Consider the following 18,115-nt stretch of genomic DNA (forward strand, 5'->3'; position numbering starts at 1 on the left):
CGCCGTGGATGGCAAGGGCGGCGAGCCTGCCGGGGCGCGAAAGTGGCAATCATATCAGATTGCCATGTTGATAAGATCAGCCGCCGCGCCCTTATTCGAAATATACATAAAACAATGCGATATAACAGCGATGGCCGAGCCGCACTATAATAGACGCTCGATTTCGCACGCCAACCGGACTTTCTCATCTATGCAATATGTGTCTACCCGCGCCGCAGCGTCGGCCGCATCGCAGTCTCCGCAACAGTTCTCCGACATCCTGCTGGGCGGCCTCGCCCCGGACGGCGGCCTGTACCTGCCCACCGAATACCCGCAAGTGACCGGCGCCGAGCTCGATGCCTGGCGCAAGCTGTCCTACGCCGAACTGGCTTTCGAGATCCTGAAGAAGTTCGCCACCGACATCCCGGAGGCGGACCTGAAGGCGCTGACCGCGAAGACCTACACCGCCGACGTGTACCGCAACGCGCGCGAGGGCGAATCGTCCGCCGACATCACGCCGCTGCGCGTGCTGGAAGAATCCAAGGGCAAGAAACTGGTGCTGCAGGCGCTGTCTAACGGCCCCACGCTGGCGTTCAAGGACATGGCCATGCAGTTGCTGGGCAATCTGTTCGAATACGCGCTGGCCAGGAAGAACGCTGAGCTGAACATCTTCGGCGCCACCTCGGGCGACACCGGCAGCGCCGCCGAATACGCCATGCGCGGCAAGAAGGGCATCCGCGTGTTCATGCTGTCGCCGCACAAGAAGATGAGCGCCTTCCAGACCGCGCAGATGTTCAGCCTGCAGGACCCGAACATCTTCAACATCGCAGTCGAAGGCGTGTTCGACGACTGCCAGGACATGGTCAAGGCCGTCTCCAACGACCTGCCGTTCAAGGCCAGGCAGAAGATCGGCACCGTCAACTCCATCAACTGGGCGCGCGTCGTGGCGCAGGTGGTGTACTACTTCCGCGGCTACCTGGCCGCCACCACCAGCAACGACCAGAAGGTATCCTTCACGGTCCCGTCGGGCAACTTCGGCAACATCTGCGCCGGCCACATCGCCCGCATGATGGGCCTGCCGATCGACAAGCTGGTGGCCGCCACCAACGAAAACGACGTGCTGGACGAATTCTTCCGCACCGGCGTGTACCGCGTGCGCAAGTCGGCCGAGACCTACCACACCAGCAGCCCGTCGATGGACATCTCCAAGGCCTCCAACTTCGAGCGCTTCATCTACGACCTAGTGGGCCGCGACGCCGAGCGCACCCGCGCGCTGTTCCTGAAAGTGGAAACGCACGGCGGCTTCGACCTGTCCGGCTACCCGGGCAGCGACGGCGACGAGTTCACCAAGGTGGCCCAGTACGGCTTCAAGTCCGGCAAGTCCACCCACAAGGACCGCCTGGACACCATCCGCGACGTGGCCGACGACTACGGCATCGTGATCGACACCCACACCGCCGACGGCATCAAGGTGGCGCGCGAGAACCTGGAGCCGGGCGTGACGATGATCGTGCTGGAAACCGCGCTGGCGGCCAAGTTCAACGAAACCATCCTGGAAGCGCTGGGCGAGGACGCGGAGCGCCCGGCCGGCTTCGAGAACATCGAGGCGCTGGAGCAGCGCTTCGTCGTGATGCCGGCCGACGTGGCCAGGATGAAGGACTACATCGCCACCAACACGGGACTCTAAGTCATGAAACCACTGATGCCGGTGCGCGAGGCGCTGGACTTCATGCTGGCCGCCGCGCGCCCGGTGGCGGACATCGAAACGCTGTCCACGCTGGCCGCCAACGGCCGCGTGCTGGCGCAGGCGCAGGTTTCCGGCATGAACGTGCCCACGCATGACAACACGCAGATGGACGGCTACGCCGTGCGCGCGGCCGACTGCGCCAGCGGCGCGGCCACGCTGACGGTGTCGCAGCGCATCCCGGCCGGCCATGTCGGCCTGCCGCTGCTGCCCGGCACCGCCGCGCGCATCTTCACCGGCGCCCTGATCCCCGAGGGGGCGGACGCGGTGGTGATGCAGGAGCAGTGCGAGCTGGCCGGCAGTGTCGTCACCGTCAAACATGCGCCCAGGGCCGGCGAATGGATACGCCGCGCCGGCGAGGACATCACCAACGGCAGCGTCATCCTGCCGGCGGGCACGCGCCTGCGCAGCCAGGAGCTGGGGCTGGCCGCCTCGGTCGGCCTGGCCGAACTGCCGGTGCGGCGCAAGCTGCGCGTGGCGGTGTTCTTCACCGGCGACGAGCTGGCCATGCCGGGCGAGCCGCTGGCGCCGGGCGCCATCTACAACTCCAACCGTTTCACGCTGCGCGCGCTGCTGGAAAACCTGGGCTGCGAGATCAGCGACTTCGGCATCGTGCCGGACTCGCTGGACGCCACCCGTTCCGTGCTGCGCCAGGCCGCCCGGGGCAATGACCTGATCATCACCTCCGGCGGCGTGTCCGTCGGCGAGGAAGACCATATCAAGCCCGCGGTGGAGGCGGAGGGCAAGCTGAACATGTGGCAGATCGCCGTCAAGCCGGGCAAGCCGCTGGCCTTCGGCGAGGTGCAGGACGCATTCTTTGTCGGCCTGCCGGGCAATCCGGTGTCGAGTTTCGTCACCTTCCTGCTGTTCGTGCGGCCTTTCATCCTGCGCCTGCAGGGCGTGAGCGATCCGCAAGCGCTGGCGCCCAAGGCCTACCAGCTGCGCGCCGACTTCAGCTGGCCGAAAGCGGACCGCCGCAATGAATTCCTGCGCGCGCGCCTGAACGAGCAGGGCGGGCTGGACTTGTTCGTCAACCAGAGTTCGGGCGTGCTCACGTCCACCGTGTGGAGCGATGGACTGATCGACAACCCGCCCGGCCAGGCCATCCAGCCCGGCGATACTGTGCGCTTTATTCCGTTTTCCGAATTGATATGAACGTTACATTGAAATTCTTCGCCAGCGTGCGCGAAGCGGTGGGCACGTCCACCGAGGTGCTGGAATTGCCGGCCGGCGTGGACACGGTCGCTGCGATCCGCACCCTGCTGGTGGCGCGCGGCGGCGCCTGGGCGCAGGCACTGGGCGAAGGCCGCGCCTTGCGCATGGCCTGCAACCAGGTGATGTGCCAGCCGGAGACGGCGGTGCAAGAGGGCGCCGAAGTGGCGTTCTTCCCCCCGGTCACCGGCGGCTGACGCCGGCGCGCCGTCAGGGCCGCTTGGTGGGCTTGCCCACTGCGTCGCAGGGGGCGCAAGCCTGGTTCTTGCGGTAGCGCCGGTATTGCGTACCGACGAAAATGGCGGCCGCCACGGCAGCCCAGGCGCCGGCGCTCAGGATGTCCGCCTGGGTCGGCGTTCCCTTCACATATTCCACACCGGCCAATATGGCAAACAGCGGCACCGCCGCCAGCAAATAGCGCTTGATCCAGAATGCTGCACCCATGACTGCCTCCCAAATTGGTAGATGCGTGCCAGTATGCCCTAGAATGCCGGATTGCCTCAATATTTCACCCGGAATTCCCCCATGCAGTCTCAGAACAATAATACTTCCCGCGTCGCCATCATCGGTGGCGGGCCCGCCGGCCTGATGGCGGCGCAGGCGCTGGCGCAGGGCGCCGATCCCGCGCGCCCGCTGCGGATCGACGTCTACGACGCCATGCCCTCGGTGGGCCGCAAGTTCCTGCTGGCCGGGCGCGGCGGCATGAACATCACCCACGCCGAACCCTACGGGACGTTCGTCACCCGCTACGGCAAGCGCGCCGCCGTCCTGCAGCCGATGCTGGACGCCTTCGGGCCGCAGCAGGTGCGCGACTGGGTGCATGGCCTGGGCATCGACACCTTCGTCGGCACGTCCGGCCGGGTGTTTCCCACCGAGATGAAGGCCGCGCCGCTGCTGCGCGCCTGGCTGCACCGCCTGCGCGAGCTGGGCGTGCATTTCCACCAGCGCCACCGCTGGACCGGCTGGGACGCGCAAGGCGCGCTGCTGTTCGCCACGCCGGACGGCGAACTTTCGGTGCAGGCGGATGCCACCGTCCTGGCGCTGGGCGGCGCCAGCTGGGCGCGGCTGGGTTCGGACGGCGCCTGGGTGCCGGTGCTGGAGCGGCAGGGCGTGGAGGTGGCGCCGCTGGCCCCCGCAAACTGCGGTTTCGACGTGCACTGGAGCGCGCATTTCAGCGCCAAGCATGCGGGCGAGCCGCTGACCACGGTGGCCATCGCGTCCACCGGCGCGGACGGGCTGCCGTTCCGCAAGCAGGGCCAGTTCGTGGTGACCGCCACCGGCGTCGAGGGCAGCTTGATCTACGCGCTGTCGGCCGCGCTGCGCGACCAGATTGCGGCCGGCGGCAGCGCGCTGATGCACCTGGATCTGCTGCCGGACCTCAGCGCCGAACGGGTGCTGGATGAGATCAGCCGTCCGCGCGGCTCGCGCTCGATGGCCAGCCATCTGCAGAGCCGTTTGGGCATCAAGGACGTGAAGGCGGGCCTGCTGCGCGAGTGCGCCAGCGCCGAGGAGTACGCGGACCCGGCGCGCCTGGCGCAGGCCTTGAAGATGTTGCCGGTGCGCCTGCGCGCGCCGCGCCCCATCGACGAGGCGATCAGCACCGCCGGCGGGGTGCGCTTTGAAGCGATGGAGGGGGCGATGCTGAAGGCGAAGCCGGGCGTCTTCGTGGCCGGCGAGATGGTGGACTGGGAAGCGCCCACCGGGGGCTACCTGCTCACGGCCTGCCTGGCCAGCGGCCAGGCGGCGGGTGGGGATGTGCTGGGCTGGCTGCGCCGCGCTCAATGATCCCAGCTGACTTCGCCGGAACCGGTGCGGCTCACGTTGCGGTTGTCCGGGTTGCCGAACACGCGGATGTCGCCGCTGCCGTTCAAGGTCAGCTCGGCCGACTTGCGCGCAAACACATTGGTGGTGCCTGAACCCTTCAGCGTCACCACCACCTGGTCCGACGCCAGGTGCTGCGCGTCCAGGTCGCCGGAGCCGGTCAGCTCGGCGTTCAGGCTCTTGCAGCTGCCGCTGCTCTTGATCTGGCCGGAGCCGACCATCTCCAGCGACACCACGTCGCTGGCGCCGGTATTGAGCGTCAGGTCGCCGCTGCCGTGCAGGCCGGCATCAACCTTCTTGAAGCGGCCGTTGAAGTTCAGGTTGCCCGGTCCGTGCACCTGCACCGACAGCTTCTCGCCGCTGAAGCCGTTGACGGTGCTGTCGCCGCTGCCGTGAATCTCGATCTCGGACAGCGACGGCAGCACCAGCTCCACTTGCAGTGGCCGGCGGTGGTGGAACAGCATGCCCTTGGTGCCGATGTGCAGCGTGTTGCCTTCCTGTTCGGTCTCCACATTGCCCAGCAGGCGCTGCTCGCCGCGCACCTTGAGCGACGGCTTGTCGCCCTGGCGCAGGGTCAGGTCGATCGGGCCGCTCAGCTCCACCGACGTGATGCCGTGGCCGATGTCGCGCGTTTCGCTGGCCGGGGCGCGGCCTTGCGCGCTGGATGGGTTGGTGGCGCCATGCGCCCGCAGCATGCTGTAGGAAACGGCGATCAGCGCGAACGCCAGCAGCAGCATGCTGATTCCGACTTTGAGTAAAGCTTTCATGGTTTGCTCCCGTCCGCCTTAGCGGCCCCGCAGCAGCGAGGAGTTCATCTGGATGTAGCGCTTGATGCCGACGATGGTGTACTTGGTCACCACCAGGCTGAGCAAACTGAGCAGGATGCCGACGATCACCAGCGTCATGCCCAGCACCGATTGCGTGGTGCGCGATTCGCCGTCCAGGTCGGTGGAGATGTGGACCGCGCTGCTGGCCATGCGCTCGGCCTTTTCGATGATCTTGCCGGAGCGGCTGCTGTCGCCTTCGCTGCCGTCTTCGCTGTCGGCTTCGTCGGCTGGCGCGGCGTCATAGCCGTCCAGCGGTTCCTGGTAGACCTGGATGCCTTCGTGGTCGATGGCGATCTTGGTCTGGGTGCGGCGGCCTTCGCCGTCGCGGTCGTCGAAGTGGATGAATTCGCGCAGCGGGCCGTCCAGCACCAGCTCATTGGTGCCCGACAGGCCGCTGGCGGTGATGACGATGCCGCTCAGGTAGAAAGTGAAGGCGCACACGTAGACGGTGGCCAGCAGCGCGGCGTACACCATGGCCGGCACCACCATGAACAGGTTGAAGATGGCCAGGCCCACCAGCGACACGGCCATGCGGGCCGCGTTGACCGGGGTCTTCTTTTGCTCGAAGGCCGACATGTGGACGTTGGCGCGCAGCGTCATGGCGATCTTGCGCGGTTCGCCCAGGTCGGCGGCGATCTCTTGCTCGGTGCGCCCGGCCATCACGCCGTCGACGAAACGCTGCTCGTAGTAGGCCAGGGTCTTGGCGACCGTTTCCGGCGGCAGTCCCGCCAGGGCTTTTTGCAGCGCGTCCAGGTAAGCCTGCTTATCCATCCGAAACTCCTGCGGTTAAAACGGTGCGTGTTGCGACAGGGAAACTGCCGCGCCGACATGTTCGCTCAGCACGATGGCAACCGTGCTGGCGGCCACGATGGCCAGTACTGCCAGGGTTTTCAAAGTCAGTCCGAGGGTCATGCTCTGCTCCATATTGATTCACTACCGATGATGCGACTGTACGCAAACGAACTTGTACAGACCACTGGTGTGCGACAGGATGCATAAATGACGGGGCAGACGACGTATGACGGGGATAGCCGGGGGTGGTTTGAAGCTGAGCCATACCGGGCCGGCTATTTGCTGTTAAGAAATGTTTTGACTGCGGCCACACCGCTGCGCACGGCGCTTTCCAGAGTGGCGGGGTAGTCGCCGGTTGTGTCATCGCCGGCGGTGTAGTCGCCGGCCAGCAGCAGGCCGGGCAGGCCGGTGGCGTTGGCCGGGCGCGCCAGGGCGGGACTGCAGGCGTAGGTGGCGCGCTTTTCGGTGACGACGCGGCTCCAGGACGGCTGCGCCAGTTCGGGGCGGCGCAGCACGGCGGCCAGCTGGGCGGCGATGGCGGCGCTCAGCGCAGGCTGCGCGAGTTCCGCCGCCGCGCCGGAGGCGCTGATCACGACCGCCAGCATGCCTGCCTGCGCGGGGTCGAGCTGGCCGCGGTCGAAAACGAACTGGCCCCAGTGGCCGGCGGCCGGGTCGTCCAGCAGGGCGTAGAAGGGGATGTCGAGCTTGACGCCGGGGCCGTACTGCAGGTAGCAGCTGGTGATGGCTTCCGGCGTGAACGCTTCCAGTTGCGCCGCCAGGGCTTCAACGGTGGCGCCGGAGGCGGACAGCGTGCGCAGCAGGGCGGCGGTGGCGGGAGTGCCCTGGGCCAGGATGACGGCATCGAAGTCGGCGGTCCACGGGGCGGCAAGCGCGCTGCCGGTGGCGGCGAGCTGCCAGCGGCCGCCGGGCAGGGGCGCCAGGGCGGTCGCTTTGGCGCCGGCGTACACCGTGCCGCCGTGGCGCGCGACGTAGGCGGCTGCGGCGTCCGGGAACAGGGCGCTCAGGTCGGCGCGCGGGATCAGCATGTCGGACGCCTGGCGGCGCGCGCCCAGGCTGTCGCGCAGCACGTTCAGGAACACCTGCGCCGAGGCGCGTTCCGGCGGCGTGTTCAGCGCGGCCAGGCACAGCGGGCGCCACATCAGCTGGACCAGGCGCGGGGTCTGGTCGAAGCGCTGCAGCAGTTCATCGACGCTGCAATCGGTATTGAGCCGCCAGTCCATCCAGCGCGCCGTGGTGGAGAAGCGCGCCAGCGACAGCTTGTCTTCGCGCCCCAGGCCTTGCGCGCGCAGCAGCGCGCCGAGCAGGTGCAAGGGCGCCGGCAGGCGCGGCGCCAGGAAGTCCATGCCGACGGCGCCGGGCGGATAGCGCATCTGCAGCGGCATCGACAGCATCGCCGCCTTGATGTCCACGCCGGCCAGTTTCATCACCCGCAGCGTTTCGGCGTAGGCGCCCAGCATGATGTGCTGGCCGTTGTCGACCCGGCGCCCGTCCATCTCCACGCGCCGCGCGCGTCCGCCCAGCGTGCGGGCCGATTCGAACAGCGTCACCGCGCAGCCGGCGCGCGCCAGTTCCACCGCCGCCGCGCAGCCGGCCCAGCCGGCGCCGACCACGGCAACGCTGCGCGCAGTGCTGAGCGTCATTTTGTATCAGCCACGGACGTAGGTTTTCCACGCAAGCCACAGCTTGCGGATCGGCGTCAGCGAGATGCGTTGGGTCAGCACGTGGTAGCCGTCGTCCTCGATCTCGGTGAGCAGGGTGCGGTAGATGGCCGCCATCATCAGGCCGGGGCGCTGCGCGCGGCGGTCTTCCTTCGGCAGCAGCGCGAATGCCTCGTCGTAAGCCTTGTGCGCGCGGGCGATCTGGAACTTCATCAGGTTCTCGAAGTTCTCGCTGTGGCGCGCATTCAGCAGGTCGGCGGCGGTGACATTGAACTGCTGCAGCTCATTGACCGGCAGGTAGATGCGGCCCTTGCGCGCGTCCTCGCCCACGTCGCGGATGATGTTGGTCAGCTGGAAGGCGTGCCCCAGCTTCTCGGCGAACTGCAGGGTCTGCGGATTGGTCACGCCGAAAATGCTGGCCGACAGGATGCCCACCACGCTGGCCACATGCCAGCAGTATTTGGACATGCCCACGTAGTCCAGGTAGCGGGTCTGGTTCAGGTCCATTTCCATGCCGTCGATGACGGCCTGCATGTGCTCCTGCTTCAGATTGTAGGCCGCCAGGTGCGGCTGCAAGGCCTGCGTCACGGGGTGCGTCTGCTTGCCCTCGTACATGCCGGAGATCTCCTTGCGCCACCACGCCAGCTTCACGCGCGCCACCGATTCGTCGGTGCATTCATCCACCGTGTCGTCCACTTCGCGGCAGAAGGCGTACAGCGCCATGATGGCGCGGCGCCGTTCCTGCGGCAGGAACAGGAAGCTGTAGTAGAAACTGGACCCGCTGGCGGCGGCTTTTTGCTGGCAGTATTCGTCTGGGGACATGGTGAAAAAAGCAAGGGTGAGGCGATCGAAGCCGCTATTCTAAGGGAAGCGCCGCGCCGGAGGGGCTTTTCATGGCGCGTTTCATCCGCGCCTTCATCCTCAAGCCGCGCCAGATCACCTTCATCCAGTCCTTGCGGGTCAGTTTCGGGCGGCGCCGGAACACGTCGTACTCCACTTCCTCGATCGATTCCAGGATGCGCAAGCCGCCTTGCACCACCATGCGCAGCTCCAGGCCGATGCGCCCGCGCAGGCGCACGGCCAGCGGCGCGCCGCTCAGCATCAAGGCGCGTGCGCGGGCCACTTCGAACTTCATCAGGCTGCGCCACTTGGCCGTGCCGCCGGGATGGTCCAGCGCCGCCGGCGATACGGCAAAGCGCGCCAGGTCTTCCATCGGCAGATAGATGCGCTCCTTCTGCAGATCGATCGCCACGTCTTGTAAAAAATTGATAATCTGTAATGCTGAACAGATGGCGTCGGAATCGCGCACGTTCTGCGCGTCGGCCTGGCCGTACAGCGACAGCATCAGCAGCCCGACCGGATTGGCCGAGCGGGCGCAGTAGTCCAGCAGCGCATCGTAGGTGGCGTAGCGCGTCACCGTCACGTCCTGCTTGAAGGCGGACAGCAGGTCGCGGAAAGGCTGCAGCGGCAGCTCGTACTGCGCGATCACGCCGGCCAGGCGCAGGAACATCGGGTCCAGTCCGGCCTGCGCCTGCCCGCCGGCGGCGATGCCGTCCAGCGCCTCTTCATAGGCGGCGAGGGCGGCCAGGCGCTGCTCGGGCGTGGCGTCGCCTTCGTCGGCCAGGTCGTCGGCGCTGCGGGCGAAGGCGTAGATGGCTTCCACGGCAGGCACCAGGCGGCGCGGCAGCAGGATGGAAGCGACAGGGAAATTCTCGTAATGGTCTACAGACATATAGGGGTATTCAAGTAAATGACGCAAAAGTCATTTGCAAAGAGTGTGTCACGGCTTATAATTTTTAATTAACGGAAAGTCATTTACTTTCTGGCCGGAACCATCATAGTGGCAAAGTGCTATCGCCGCAATCCAAAGCAGACCGCATAGTAAAGGAATTAATGTGTACTCCCTGAAAAAACTGCGTCCTTCCTCCACCTCCGCCTTGACACTCTGCGCCGCCGCCGTCACCGCTGCGCTGTTGGGCGGCTGTGGCAAGAAAGCCGAGAAGACCGAAGATATCCGTCCGGTGCGCGCGATCGTGCTGCAAAGCAGCGACATCGACGTGGATGCCGAGTTCTCCGGCGAGGTGCGCGCGCGCGTCGAGTCGCGCCTGGGCTTCCGCGTGCCGGGCAAGATCGTCAAGCGCAGCGTGGACGTGGGCACGGTGGTCAAGAAGGGCCAGCAGCTGATGCAGCTGGACCCGCAGGACCTGAAGCTGTCGCAGGCGCAGGCGCTGGCCTCGCTGCGTGCGGCGGAAACCTCGCGCGACTTCGCCAAGGCTGAACTGAAGCGCTACCAGGACCTGAAGGCGCAGAATTTCGTCGCCCAGACCATCCTGGACAGCAAGGACTCGGCCTACAAGGCTGCCCAGGCCAATGTGGACGCGGCGCAGGCGGCGTACCGCGCGCAGTCCAACCAGGCCGGCTATTCGGCGCTGGTGGCCGATATCGACGGCGTGGTGACGGCGGTGGACGCCGAAGTGGGCCAGGTGGTGGCGGCCGGCACGCCGGTGGTGCGCGTGGCCAAGGCGGGGGACAAGGAAATTGTCATCGGCATCCCGGAAGACAAGGTCGATGCGCTGAAATCCATCTCGGACGTGCGCGTGCGCCTGTGGGCCAATCCGCAGCATGCGGTGCCGGGCAAGATCCGCGAGGTTTCGCCGGCGGCCGATCCGGCCACCCGCACCTATACCGTCAAGGTGACGATACCGGAAAGCCTGGCCGAAGCGAAGCTGGGCATGACGGCGGTGGTGGAGTTCGCATCCAAGACGGCGCAGCCGCAGATCAAGGTGCCGCTGACGGCGCTGCATTACGAGAAGGCCACCACCTCGGTGTGGGTGGTGGAAAACGGCGCGGTCAAGCTGGTGCCGGTCACGCCGGCCGGCGTGGCGGGCAACGACGTCGTGCTGGGCTCAGGCGTCAAGCCCGGCCAGACCATCGTCACGGCGGGCGTAAACGTGCTCAAGCCGGGCCAGAAGGTCAAGATCCTCGGTGAGGAACTGGGTAAGCCGGCTGGTCCAGTAGCCCCAGCTGCTCCGGCGGCAGCCCAAGCCCCTGCCGGAGCCGCCAAATGAAGGACGGCTTCAATCTCTCACGCTGGGCGCTCGAACACATTCCGCTGACCCGCTACCTGATGGCGGTGCTGCTGCTGGGCGGCATGCTGGCCTACGCCAACCTGGGCCAGGACGAGGATCCGCCCTTCACCTTCCGCGTGATGGTGGTGCGCGCCTTCTGGCCGGGCGCCACCGCGCTGCAGATGGCCGAGCAGATCACCGACAAGCTGGAAAAGAAGCTGCAGGAGACGCCGCACGTCAACGAGATCAGCAGCTACTCCAAGCCGGGTGAAACGCTGATCCTGGTGGAACTGCGCGAATCGGCGCCGCCAGGCGAGACGGCCGAGGCCTGGTACCAGGTGCGCAAGAAGATAGGCGACATCAAGGGCACCTTGCCGCAAGGCGTGCAGGGCCCGTTCTTCAACGACGAGTTCGGCGACACCTACGGTTCCATCTTCGCGCTCTCGGGCGACGGCTTCACCTACGCCGAAATGAAGGACTACGCGGACTTCGCGCGCCAGCAGCTGCTGGGCGTGTCGCAGGTGTCCAAGGTCGAACTGTTCGGCGTGCAGGAAGAAAAGATCAACATCGAGTTCTCGCACAAGAAGTTCGCCCAGCTGGGCATCCCGTTCGAGGCCATCGTCAACCAGATCGCCACCCAGAACAATGTGGAATCGACCGGCGTGCTGGTGACGCCGACCGACAACCTGCAGGTGCGCGTCACCGGCGCCCTGAAGACCGTCAAGGACCTGGAGGAACTGGAACTGCGCGCCAACGGCACCACCTTCCGCCTGGGCGACTTCGCCACCATCAAGCGCCAGTACGAAGACCCGCCGCTGGAGAAGATGCGCTTCAACGGCAAGGAAGTGATCGGCCTGGGCGTGTCGATGGAGAAGGGCGGCAACATCATCAAGATGGGCGAGAGCATGGAGAAGACCGTGGCCGAGATGAAGGCCAAGCTGCCGGTCGGTATCGAGCTGCAGCGCGTGTCCAACCAGCCGAGCGCCGTCAAGGCCTCGGTGGGCGAGTTCGTCAACACGCTGATCGAAGCGGTGCTGATCGTGCTGGCGGTGAGCTTCGTTGCGCTGGGCATGCACACCAAGCCCAAGTTCCGCCTGGACGCGCGTCCCGGCCTGGTGGTGGCGCTGACCATCCCGCTGGTGCTGGCCGTGACCTTCCTGTTCATGCGCATGCTGTCGATCGACCTGCATAAGATCTCGCTGGGCGCGCTGATCATCGCCCTCGGCCTGCTGGTGGATGATGCCATCATCGCGGTGGAAATGATGGTGCGCAAAATGGAGGAGGGCTTCTCGCGCTTCGACGCCGCCACCTTCGCCTACACCTCCACCGCGCTGCCGATGCTGACCGGCACCTTGATCACGGTGGCCGGCTTCCTGCCGATCGGCCTGGCCAAGTCGGCCGCCGGCGAATACACCTTCACGCTGTTCTCGGTGAACGCGCTGGCGCTGATCATCTCGTGGTTCGTGGCGGTGATCTTCACGCCCTATATCGGCTACCTGCTGCTGAGAGTGCAGCCCCACGGCGATGGCCACCATGAGCTGTTCGACACGCCCGGCTACCGCAAGTTCCGCTCGGTGGTGGACTGGTGCGTGGAGTGGCGCAAGACCACCATCGGCGCCACGCTGGCCATCTTCTTCCTCGGCGTGTACGGCTTCGGCTTTATCGAGAAGCAGTTCTTCCCGGATTCCAGCCGCCCCGAACTGATGGTGGAAATCTGGATGCCGGAAGGGACCTCGTTCGCCGCCAACGAGAAGCAGGTCAAGAAGTTCGAAGCCTTCATCCAGAAGCAGGAGGGCGTGGTCAGCGTCACCAGCTACGTCGGCACCGGCAGTCCGCGCTTCTACCTGCCGCTGGACCAGATCTTCCCGCAGACGAACGTGTCGCAGTTCGTGGTGCTGCCGAAAGACCTGAAAGCGCGCGAAGAGCTGCGCCAGAAGATCACCAAGGTGTTCAAGGAAGACTTCCCCGAAGTGCGCGGCCGCGTGAAGCTGCTGCCGAACGGCCCGCCGGTGCCGTACCCGGTGCAGTTCCGCGTGATCGGCGGCGAAGTGGAGAAAGTGCGCGTCATCGCCGACCAGGTGAAGGACATCATGCGCGCCAACCCGAACACGCTGGGCGTGAACGACAACTGGAACGAGTCCGTGAAGGTGCTGCGCATGGACCTGGACCAGGACAAGATGCGCGCGCTGGGCGTCACCTCGCAAACGGTGATGCGCGCCGCGAACACCATCCTGTCCGGCACCACGGTGGGCCAGTTCAGGGACGGCATCAAGCTGATCGACATCCAGGTGCGCCAGCCGCTGGAGGAGCGCAGCACCATCTCCCGGCTGAACGACACCAACATCCCGACCGCCAACGGCCGCTCGGTCACCATCGGCCAGCTGGCGCGCGTGCATTTCGTGTGGGAGCCGGGCGTGGTGTGGCGCGAAGGGCGCGAGTGGGCCATCACGGTGCAGTCCGACGTGAGCGAAGGCATTCAAGGCCCGACCGTCACCGGCCAGATCGATCCCAAGCTGGACGAGCTGCGCAAGAACCTGCCGGCCGGCTACCGCATCGACGTCAAGGGTGCGGCGTCCGACAGCAGCGAGGCGGAAGCGTCGATCTCGGCCAACCTGCCGCTGGCGATCTTCATCATCTTCACCTTGCTGATGCTGCAGCTGCACAGCTTCTCGCGCTCGCTGCTGGTGTTCCTCACCGGGCCGCTGGGCGTGGCCGGCGCGGCCGCCGCCTTGCTGCTGCTGGGCCGTCCGCTGGGCTTTGTGGCCAACCTGGGCATCATCGCGCTGTTCGGCATGATCATCCGCAATTCGGTGATCCTGGTGGACCAGATCGAGCAGGACATCAAGGGCGGGGCCGAGCCGTGGGACGCCATCGTGGAATCGGCGGTGCGGCGCTGCCGCCCCATCATCCTGACGGCGGCCGCCGCCGCGCTGGCGATGATACCGTTGTCGCGCTCCGTGTTCTGGGGGCCGATGGCGGTGGCCATCATGGGCGGGCTGATACTGGCCACGGCACTCACTTTGCTGTTCCTGCCGGCGCTGTACGCGGCCTGGTTCAGGGTCAAAAAGCCGGTGCGAACGTGAGCGCTAAGGCTGATTTTCCAGAGGAATCAAGGCATTACATTTTTAATGTTGTGTTTAGGTTAAAAAACCCTTCCGTACTCTGAAAAAAACAGTAAAATACCGCGTTGAAGTTGAAAGCCCCTGCTGCGGCGGGGTGGGGCGGCCCCCGTTTTCAATGGACCTTATTGAAAACGGCCCGCCCTTTGCTTTTGTACAAATACGCCGCGAGGATGGCGAAATTGGTAGACGCACCAGGTTTAGGTCCTGACGCCAGCAATGGTGTGGGGGTTCGAGTCCCCCTCCTCGCACCACAGTATTCTTTATATTTTTTGGACGATTTTTACATGGCAACTGCAGTCGAAACCCTGGGCAAACTCGAACGTCGTATCACGATCTCCTTCCCCCTCAGCGAAGTCCGCTCGGAAGTTGAGAAGCGCCTGAAAGTGCAAGCCAAATCGGCTAAGGCACCAGGCTTCCGTCCTGGCAAAGTGCCCATGAAAATGGTCGCCGCACAATACGGTTATCAGATCGAGACCGAAGTGCTGAACGATAAAGTCGGCCGCGCCTTCAACGACGCCGCCAACGCCGCCGAACTGCGCGTAGCAGGCTACCCGCGCATCGAACCAAAGAACGACGCGCCGGAAGGCCAGCTGACTTTCGACGCAACGTTCGAAGTGTATCCGGAAGTCGTCATCGGCGACCTGTCCGCCGTTGAAATCGAAACCGTGAAAGCCGAAGTGTCGGACGCGGAAATCGACAAGACCATCGAGATCCTGCGCAAGCAGCGCGTGCACTTCCACACCAAGGGCGAAGCCGGCGAACACGGCGACGGCGGTGCGCCGATCGCCGCCAATGGCGACAAAGTGACGGTGGACTTCGTCGGCTCGATCGACGGCGTTGAATTCCCGGGCGGCAAAGCTGAAGACTACGCCTTCGTACTGGGCGAAGGCCGCATGCTGCCGGAATTCGAAGCTGCCACCGTGGGCCTGAAAGTGGGCGAAGCCAAGACCTTCGACCTGGCTTTCCCAGAGGACTACCATGGCAAGGACGTGGCCGGCAAGACCGCCCAGTTCACCATCACGCTGAAAAAGCTGGAATGGGCGCACCTGCCGGAAGTCGACGCTGAATTCGCCAAATCGCTGGGCGTAGCCGACGGCGACCTGGCCAAAATGCGCGAAGACATCAAGGTCAACCTGGAACGCGAAGTGACCGGCCGCGTGAAAGCACGCAACAAGGAAGCCGTGATGGATGCGCTGGTCAAGACCGCCACCCTGGACGTGCCGCAAGCCCTGATCGCCCAGGACACCGAGCGCCTGGCTGAAATGACCCGTCAAGACATGGCGCAACGCGGCATGAACGTGAAGGATGTACCATTCCCACCGGAACTGTTCGCCGAAAAGGCCGAGCGCCGCGTGCGCCTGGGCCTGATCCTGTCGCAACTGGTCAACGAAAACAAGCTGCAAGCGCTGCCTGAGCAGGTCAAGGCGCAAGTGGAAGACTTCGCACAAAGCTACGAAGACCCGCGCGAAGTGCTGAAGTACTACTACAGCGACCGCCGCCGCCTGGCTGAAGTCGAAGCCCTTGTATTGGAAGAAAACGTCGTTAACTTCGTTCTGGGCCTGTCGAAAACCACGTCGAAAGCTGTTGCCTTCGACGAGCTGATGGGAAGCAACGCGCAAGCGTAATCCAGCTTCAGAGAAGCTGCATCACAAGGAACAATGCATGATGAACCGTAATCCGGCACTCGACACTGAAATGCTCGGCCTGGTGCCGATGGTGATTGAACAAAGCGGCCGTGGCGAGCGCTCCTATGACATCTATTCGCGCCTGTTGAAGGAGCGCGTGATCTTCATGGTGGGTCCCGTCAACGACCAGATGGCCAATCTGATCGTGGCCCAGCTGCTGTTCCTGGAGAGCGAAAATCCGGACAAGGATATCTCGCTCTACATCAACTCTCCTGGTGGTTCGGTTTCGGCCGGCCTGGCGATCTTCGACACGATGCAGTTTATCAAGCCGGACGTCTCCACCCTGTGCACCGGCATGGCGGCGTCGATGGGCGCCTTCCTGCTGGCGGCGGGCGCGAAGGGCAAGCGTTTCTCGCTGCCTAACTCGCGCATCATGATCCACCAGCCGTCGGGCGGCTCGCAGGGCATGGCTTCGGACATCGAAATCCAGGCCAAGGAAATCCTGTACCTGCGCCATCGACTGAACACGATCATGGCCGAACGCACCGGCCAGACGGTGGAACAGATCGCCAAGGACACCGACCGCGACCGTTTCCTGTCCGCCGAAGAGGCCACCGAATACGGCCTGATCGACAAAGTGTTGACCAGCCGCGGCTAATGCGTCCTCAGCGCTGAGAACTGAAAAAAGACGCCCGGACGCTACAACGTTCCGGGCGTTTCTTTTTTATTTCAGGTAGCATGTGTTATGTGCGCTTACGCACGTTTTGCCCAGGGCAAGACCTGCAACGTGTACGCAGCACCAATCTTGCAACTACTTAAACAAGTCCCATGTCCGAGAAAAAATCCTCCAGCGGCGAAAAACTCCTCTACTGCTCGTTCTGCGGCAAGAGCCAGCACGAGGTCAAGAAGCTGATCGCCGGTCCGTCCGTCTTCATCTGCGACGAGTGCATCGACTTGTGCAACGACATCATCCGTGACGAGACGTCGAGCATCGAGTCGGTCACCGGCGCCAAGTCGGACCTGCCGACCCCGCACGAAATCAAGGAACTGCTGGACCAGTACGTCATCGGCCAGCAGACCGCCAAGCGCATCCTGTCGGTGGCCGTGTACAACCACTACAAGCGTCTGAAGCACCTGGGCAAGAAGGACGACATCGAGCTGGCCAAGAGCAACATCCTGCTGGTCGGCCCTACCGGCTCCGGCAAGACGCTGCTGGCCCAGACCCTGGCCCGCATGCTGAACGTGCCGTTCGTGATCGCCGACGCCACCACGCTGACCGAAGCCGGCTACGTGGGTGAAGACGTCGAGAACATCATCCAGAAGCTGCTGCAAAGCTGCAACTACGATGTGGAAAAAGCCCAGCGCGGCATCGTCTACATCGACGAGATCGACAAGATTTCGCGCAAGTCCGACAACCCGTCCATCACGCGCGACGTGTCGGGCGAGGGCGTGCAGCAGGCGCTGCTGAAGCTGATCGAGGGCACCATGGCCTCGGTGCCGCCGCAGGGCGGCCGCAAGCACCCGAACCAGGACTTCGTGCAGATCGACACCACCAACATCATGTTCATCTGCGGCGGCGCCTTCGACGGCCTGGCCAAGATCATCTCCAACCGTTCGGAGAAGAGCGGCATCGGCTTCTCGGCCACCGTCAAGAGCAAGGAGCAGCGCGCCGCCTCCGAGATCCTGATGGAAGCGGAGCCGGAAGACCTGATCAAGTTCGGCCTGATCCCCGAACTGGTGGGCCGCCTGCCGGTGGTGGCCACGCTGGCCGAACTGACCGAAGAGGCGCTGATCCAGATCCTGGTGGAGCCGAAGAACGCGCTGGTCAAGCAGTACTCCAAGCTGCTGGACATGGAAGGCTCGGAACTGGAAATCCGTCCCGCCGCACTGCACGCCATCGCCAAGAAGGCGCTGGCCCGCAAGACCGGCGCGCGCGGCCTGCGCTCGATCCTGGAGCACGCGCTGCTGGACGTGATGTACGAGCTGCCGAACGAGCAGAATGTCAGCAAAGTGGTGATCGATGAAAACACCATCACCAGCGGCGCCAAGCCTTTGTTGATTTATCAGGAAACGCCTAAAGCCTCTGGTGAAAATTAAATAACGACTGCACACATGCGCAAAATTCGTTTTGCATCCATGGGGCAAGGCGGTACAATTTAAATCAATAAAAGAATGCAGGCTTCATTCGGAAAGCCACACGCGATGCCTGCGTCGCGCGTGGCTTTTTTATTTGATTTCTGCATATT

16 protein-coding genes and 1 tRNA gene are annotated in these 18,115 nt (G+C 64.5%); 10 read left to right on the forward strand and 7 right to left on the reverse strand.

Going from position 1 to position 18,115, the window contains the following annotated elements:
* Nucleotides 1-190 precede the first annotated feature (190 nt).
* From thrC to moaD, 3 genes are read left to right on the forward strand one after another with little or no spacing between them, the layout of a single operon-like run.
* On the forward strand, nt 191-1,666 hold the full coding sequence (gene thrC / locus AC56DV_RS30320) for a threonine synthase (RefSeq protein ID WP_496317920.1): 1,476 nt from the start codon (nt 191-193) through the stop codon (nt 1,664-1,666).
* Between the two features lie 3 nt (nt 1,667-1,669).
* A complete protein-coding gene (locus AC56DV_RS30325) occupies nt 1,670-2,878 on the forward strand; it encodes a molybdopterin molybdotransferase MoeA (protein ID WP_496317921.1) in 1,209 nt (402 codons plus the stop codon).
* The gene (gene moaD / locus AC56DV_RS30330; protein WP_496317922.1) at nt 2,875-3,132 is read left to right on the forward strand and encodes a molybdopterin converting factor subunit 1; all 258 of its coding nucleotides are present in this window, start codon (nt 2,875-2,877) and stop codon (nt 3,130-3,132) included. Before AC56DV_RS30325 ends, moaD begins: the two co-directional genes overlap by 4 nt.
* A 13-nt stretch (nt 3,133-3,145) precedes the next feature.
* Here moaD and AC56DV_RS30335 read toward each other — a convergent pair whose 3' ends face one another.
* Nucleotides 3,146-3,379, reverse strand: a complete 234-nt coding sequence (locus tag AC56DV_RS30335; protein WP_496317923.1) for a hypothetical protein — start codon at nt 3,377-3,379, stop codon at nt 3,146-3,148.
* Nucleotides 3,380-3,460: 81 nt separating this feature from the next.
* Here AC56DV_RS30335 and AC56DV_RS30340 point away from each other — a divergent pair, with 81 nt between their 5' ends.
* Complete coding sequence (locus AC56DV_RS30340; protein WP_496317924.1) at nt 3,461-4,720, forward strand: TIGR03862 family flavoprotein; 1,260 nt, start codon at nt 3,461-3,463, stop codon at nt 4,718-4,720.
* Here AC56DV_RS30340 and AC56DV_RS30345 read toward each other — a convergent pair.
* From AC56DV_RS30345 to hpnC, 6 genes are all read right to left on the reverse strand, one after another.
* Nucleotides 4,714-5,523, reverse strand: coding sequence for a head GIN domain-containing protein (locus AC56DV_RS30345; RefSeq protein ID WP_496317925.1), 810 nt, complete (start codon nt 5,521-5,523; stop codon nt 4,714-4,716). The genes AC56DV_RS30340 and AC56DV_RS30345 overlap by 7 nt on opposite strands.
* A gap of 18 nt (nt 5,524-5,541) precedes the next feature.
* Nucleotides 5,542-6,354, reverse strand: a complete 813-nt coding sequence (locus AC56DV_RS30350) for a DUF1700 domain-containing protein (protein ID WP_496317926.1) — start codon at nt 6,352-6,354, stop codon at nt 5,542-5,544.
* A gap of 15 nt (nt 6,355-6,369) precedes the next feature.
* Nucleotides 6,370-6,495 (reverse strand): hypothetical protein, encoded by a 126-nt coding sequence (locus AC56DV_RS30355; RefSeq protein WP_496317927.1) that lies wholly within the window; start codon nt 6,493-6,495, stop codon nt 6,370-6,372.
* Nucleotides 6,496-6,650: 155 nt separating this feature from the next.
* Complete coding sequence (gene hpnE, locus AC56DV_RS30360) at nt 6,651-8,036, reverse strand: hydroxysqualene dehydroxylase HpnE (RefSeq protein ID WP_496317928.1); 1,386 nt, start codon at nt 8,034-8,036, stop codon at nt 6,651-6,653.
* Nucleotides 8,037-8,042: 6 nt separating this feature from the next.
* The gene (gene hpnD / locus AC56DV_RS30365; RefSeq protein WP_496317929.1) at nt 8,043-8,876 is read right to left on the reverse strand and encodes a presqualene diphosphate synthase HpnD; all 834 of its coding nucleotides are present in this window, start codon (nt 8,874-8,876) and stop codon (nt 8,043-8,045) included.
* 34 nt (nt 8,877-8,910) lie between these two features.
* Nucleotides 8,911-9,786 (reverse strand): squalene synthase HpnC, encoded by an 876-nt coding sequence (gene hpnC / locus AC56DV_RS30370; protein WP_496317930.1) that lies wholly within the window; start codon nt 9,784-9,786, stop codon nt 8,911-8,913.
* A gap of 163 nt (nt 9,787-9,949) precedes the next feature.
* On the opposite strand from hpnC, the gene AC56DV_RS30375 reads away from it, so the two are divergent.
* The 6 genes from AC56DV_RS30375 to clpX all read left to right on the forward strand — a co-directional run bounded on the left by AC56DV_RS30375 (nt 9,950) and on the right by clpX (nt 17,966).
* Nucleotides 9,950-11,122: an efflux RND transporter periplasmic adaptor subunit gene (locus AC56DV_RS30375; RefSeq protein ID WP_496317931.1), complete on the forward strand. Its 1,173-nt coding sequence runs from the start codon at nt 9,950-9,952 to the stop codon at nt 11,120-11,122.
* Nucleotides 11,119-14,205: an efflux RND transporter permease subunit gene (locus AC56DV_RS30380; protein WP_496317932.1), complete on the forward strand. Its 3,087-nt coding sequence runs from the start codon at nt 11,119-11,121 to the stop codon at nt 14,203-14,205. The genes AC56DV_RS30375 and AC56DV_RS30380 overlap by 4 nt, the downstream gene beginning before the upstream one ends.
* A 203-nt stretch (nt 14,206-14,408) precedes the next feature.
* Nucleotides 14,409-14,495: transfer RNA gene (locus AC56DV_RS30385), tRNA-Leu, on the forward strand.
* Between the two features lie 33 nt (nt 14,496-14,528).
* A complete protein-coding gene (tig, locus tag AC56DV_RS30390) occupies nt 14,529-15,869 on the forward strand; it encodes a trigger factor (RefSeq protein WP_496317933.1) in 1,341 nt (446 codons plus the stop codon).
* 40 nt (nt 15,870-15,909) lie between these two features.
* Nucleotides 15,910-16,527 carry an ATP-dependent Clp endopeptidase proteolytic subunit ClpP gene (gene clpP / locus AC56DV_RS30395; protein ID WP_496318504.1) on the forward strand — a complete coding sequence of 206 codons (618 nt, stop codon included), beginning with the start codon at nt 15,910-15,912 and terminating at the stop codon, nt 16,525-16,527.
* A 170-nt stretch (nt 16,528-16,697) separates the two neighbouring features.
* Nucleotides 16,698-17,966 carry an ATP-dependent Clp protease ATP-binding subunit ClpX gene (gene clpX / locus AC56DV_RS30400; RefSeq protein WP_496317934.1) on the forward strand — a complete coding sequence of 423 codons (1,269 nt, stop codon included), beginning with the start codon at nt 16,698-16,700 and terminating at the stop codon, nt 17,964-17,966.
* Nucleotides 17,967-18,115: the final 149 nt, after the last annotated feature.

It is taken from the genome of Massilia sp. BGA-UO-ETr-WB1 (genome assembly GCF_059567845.1).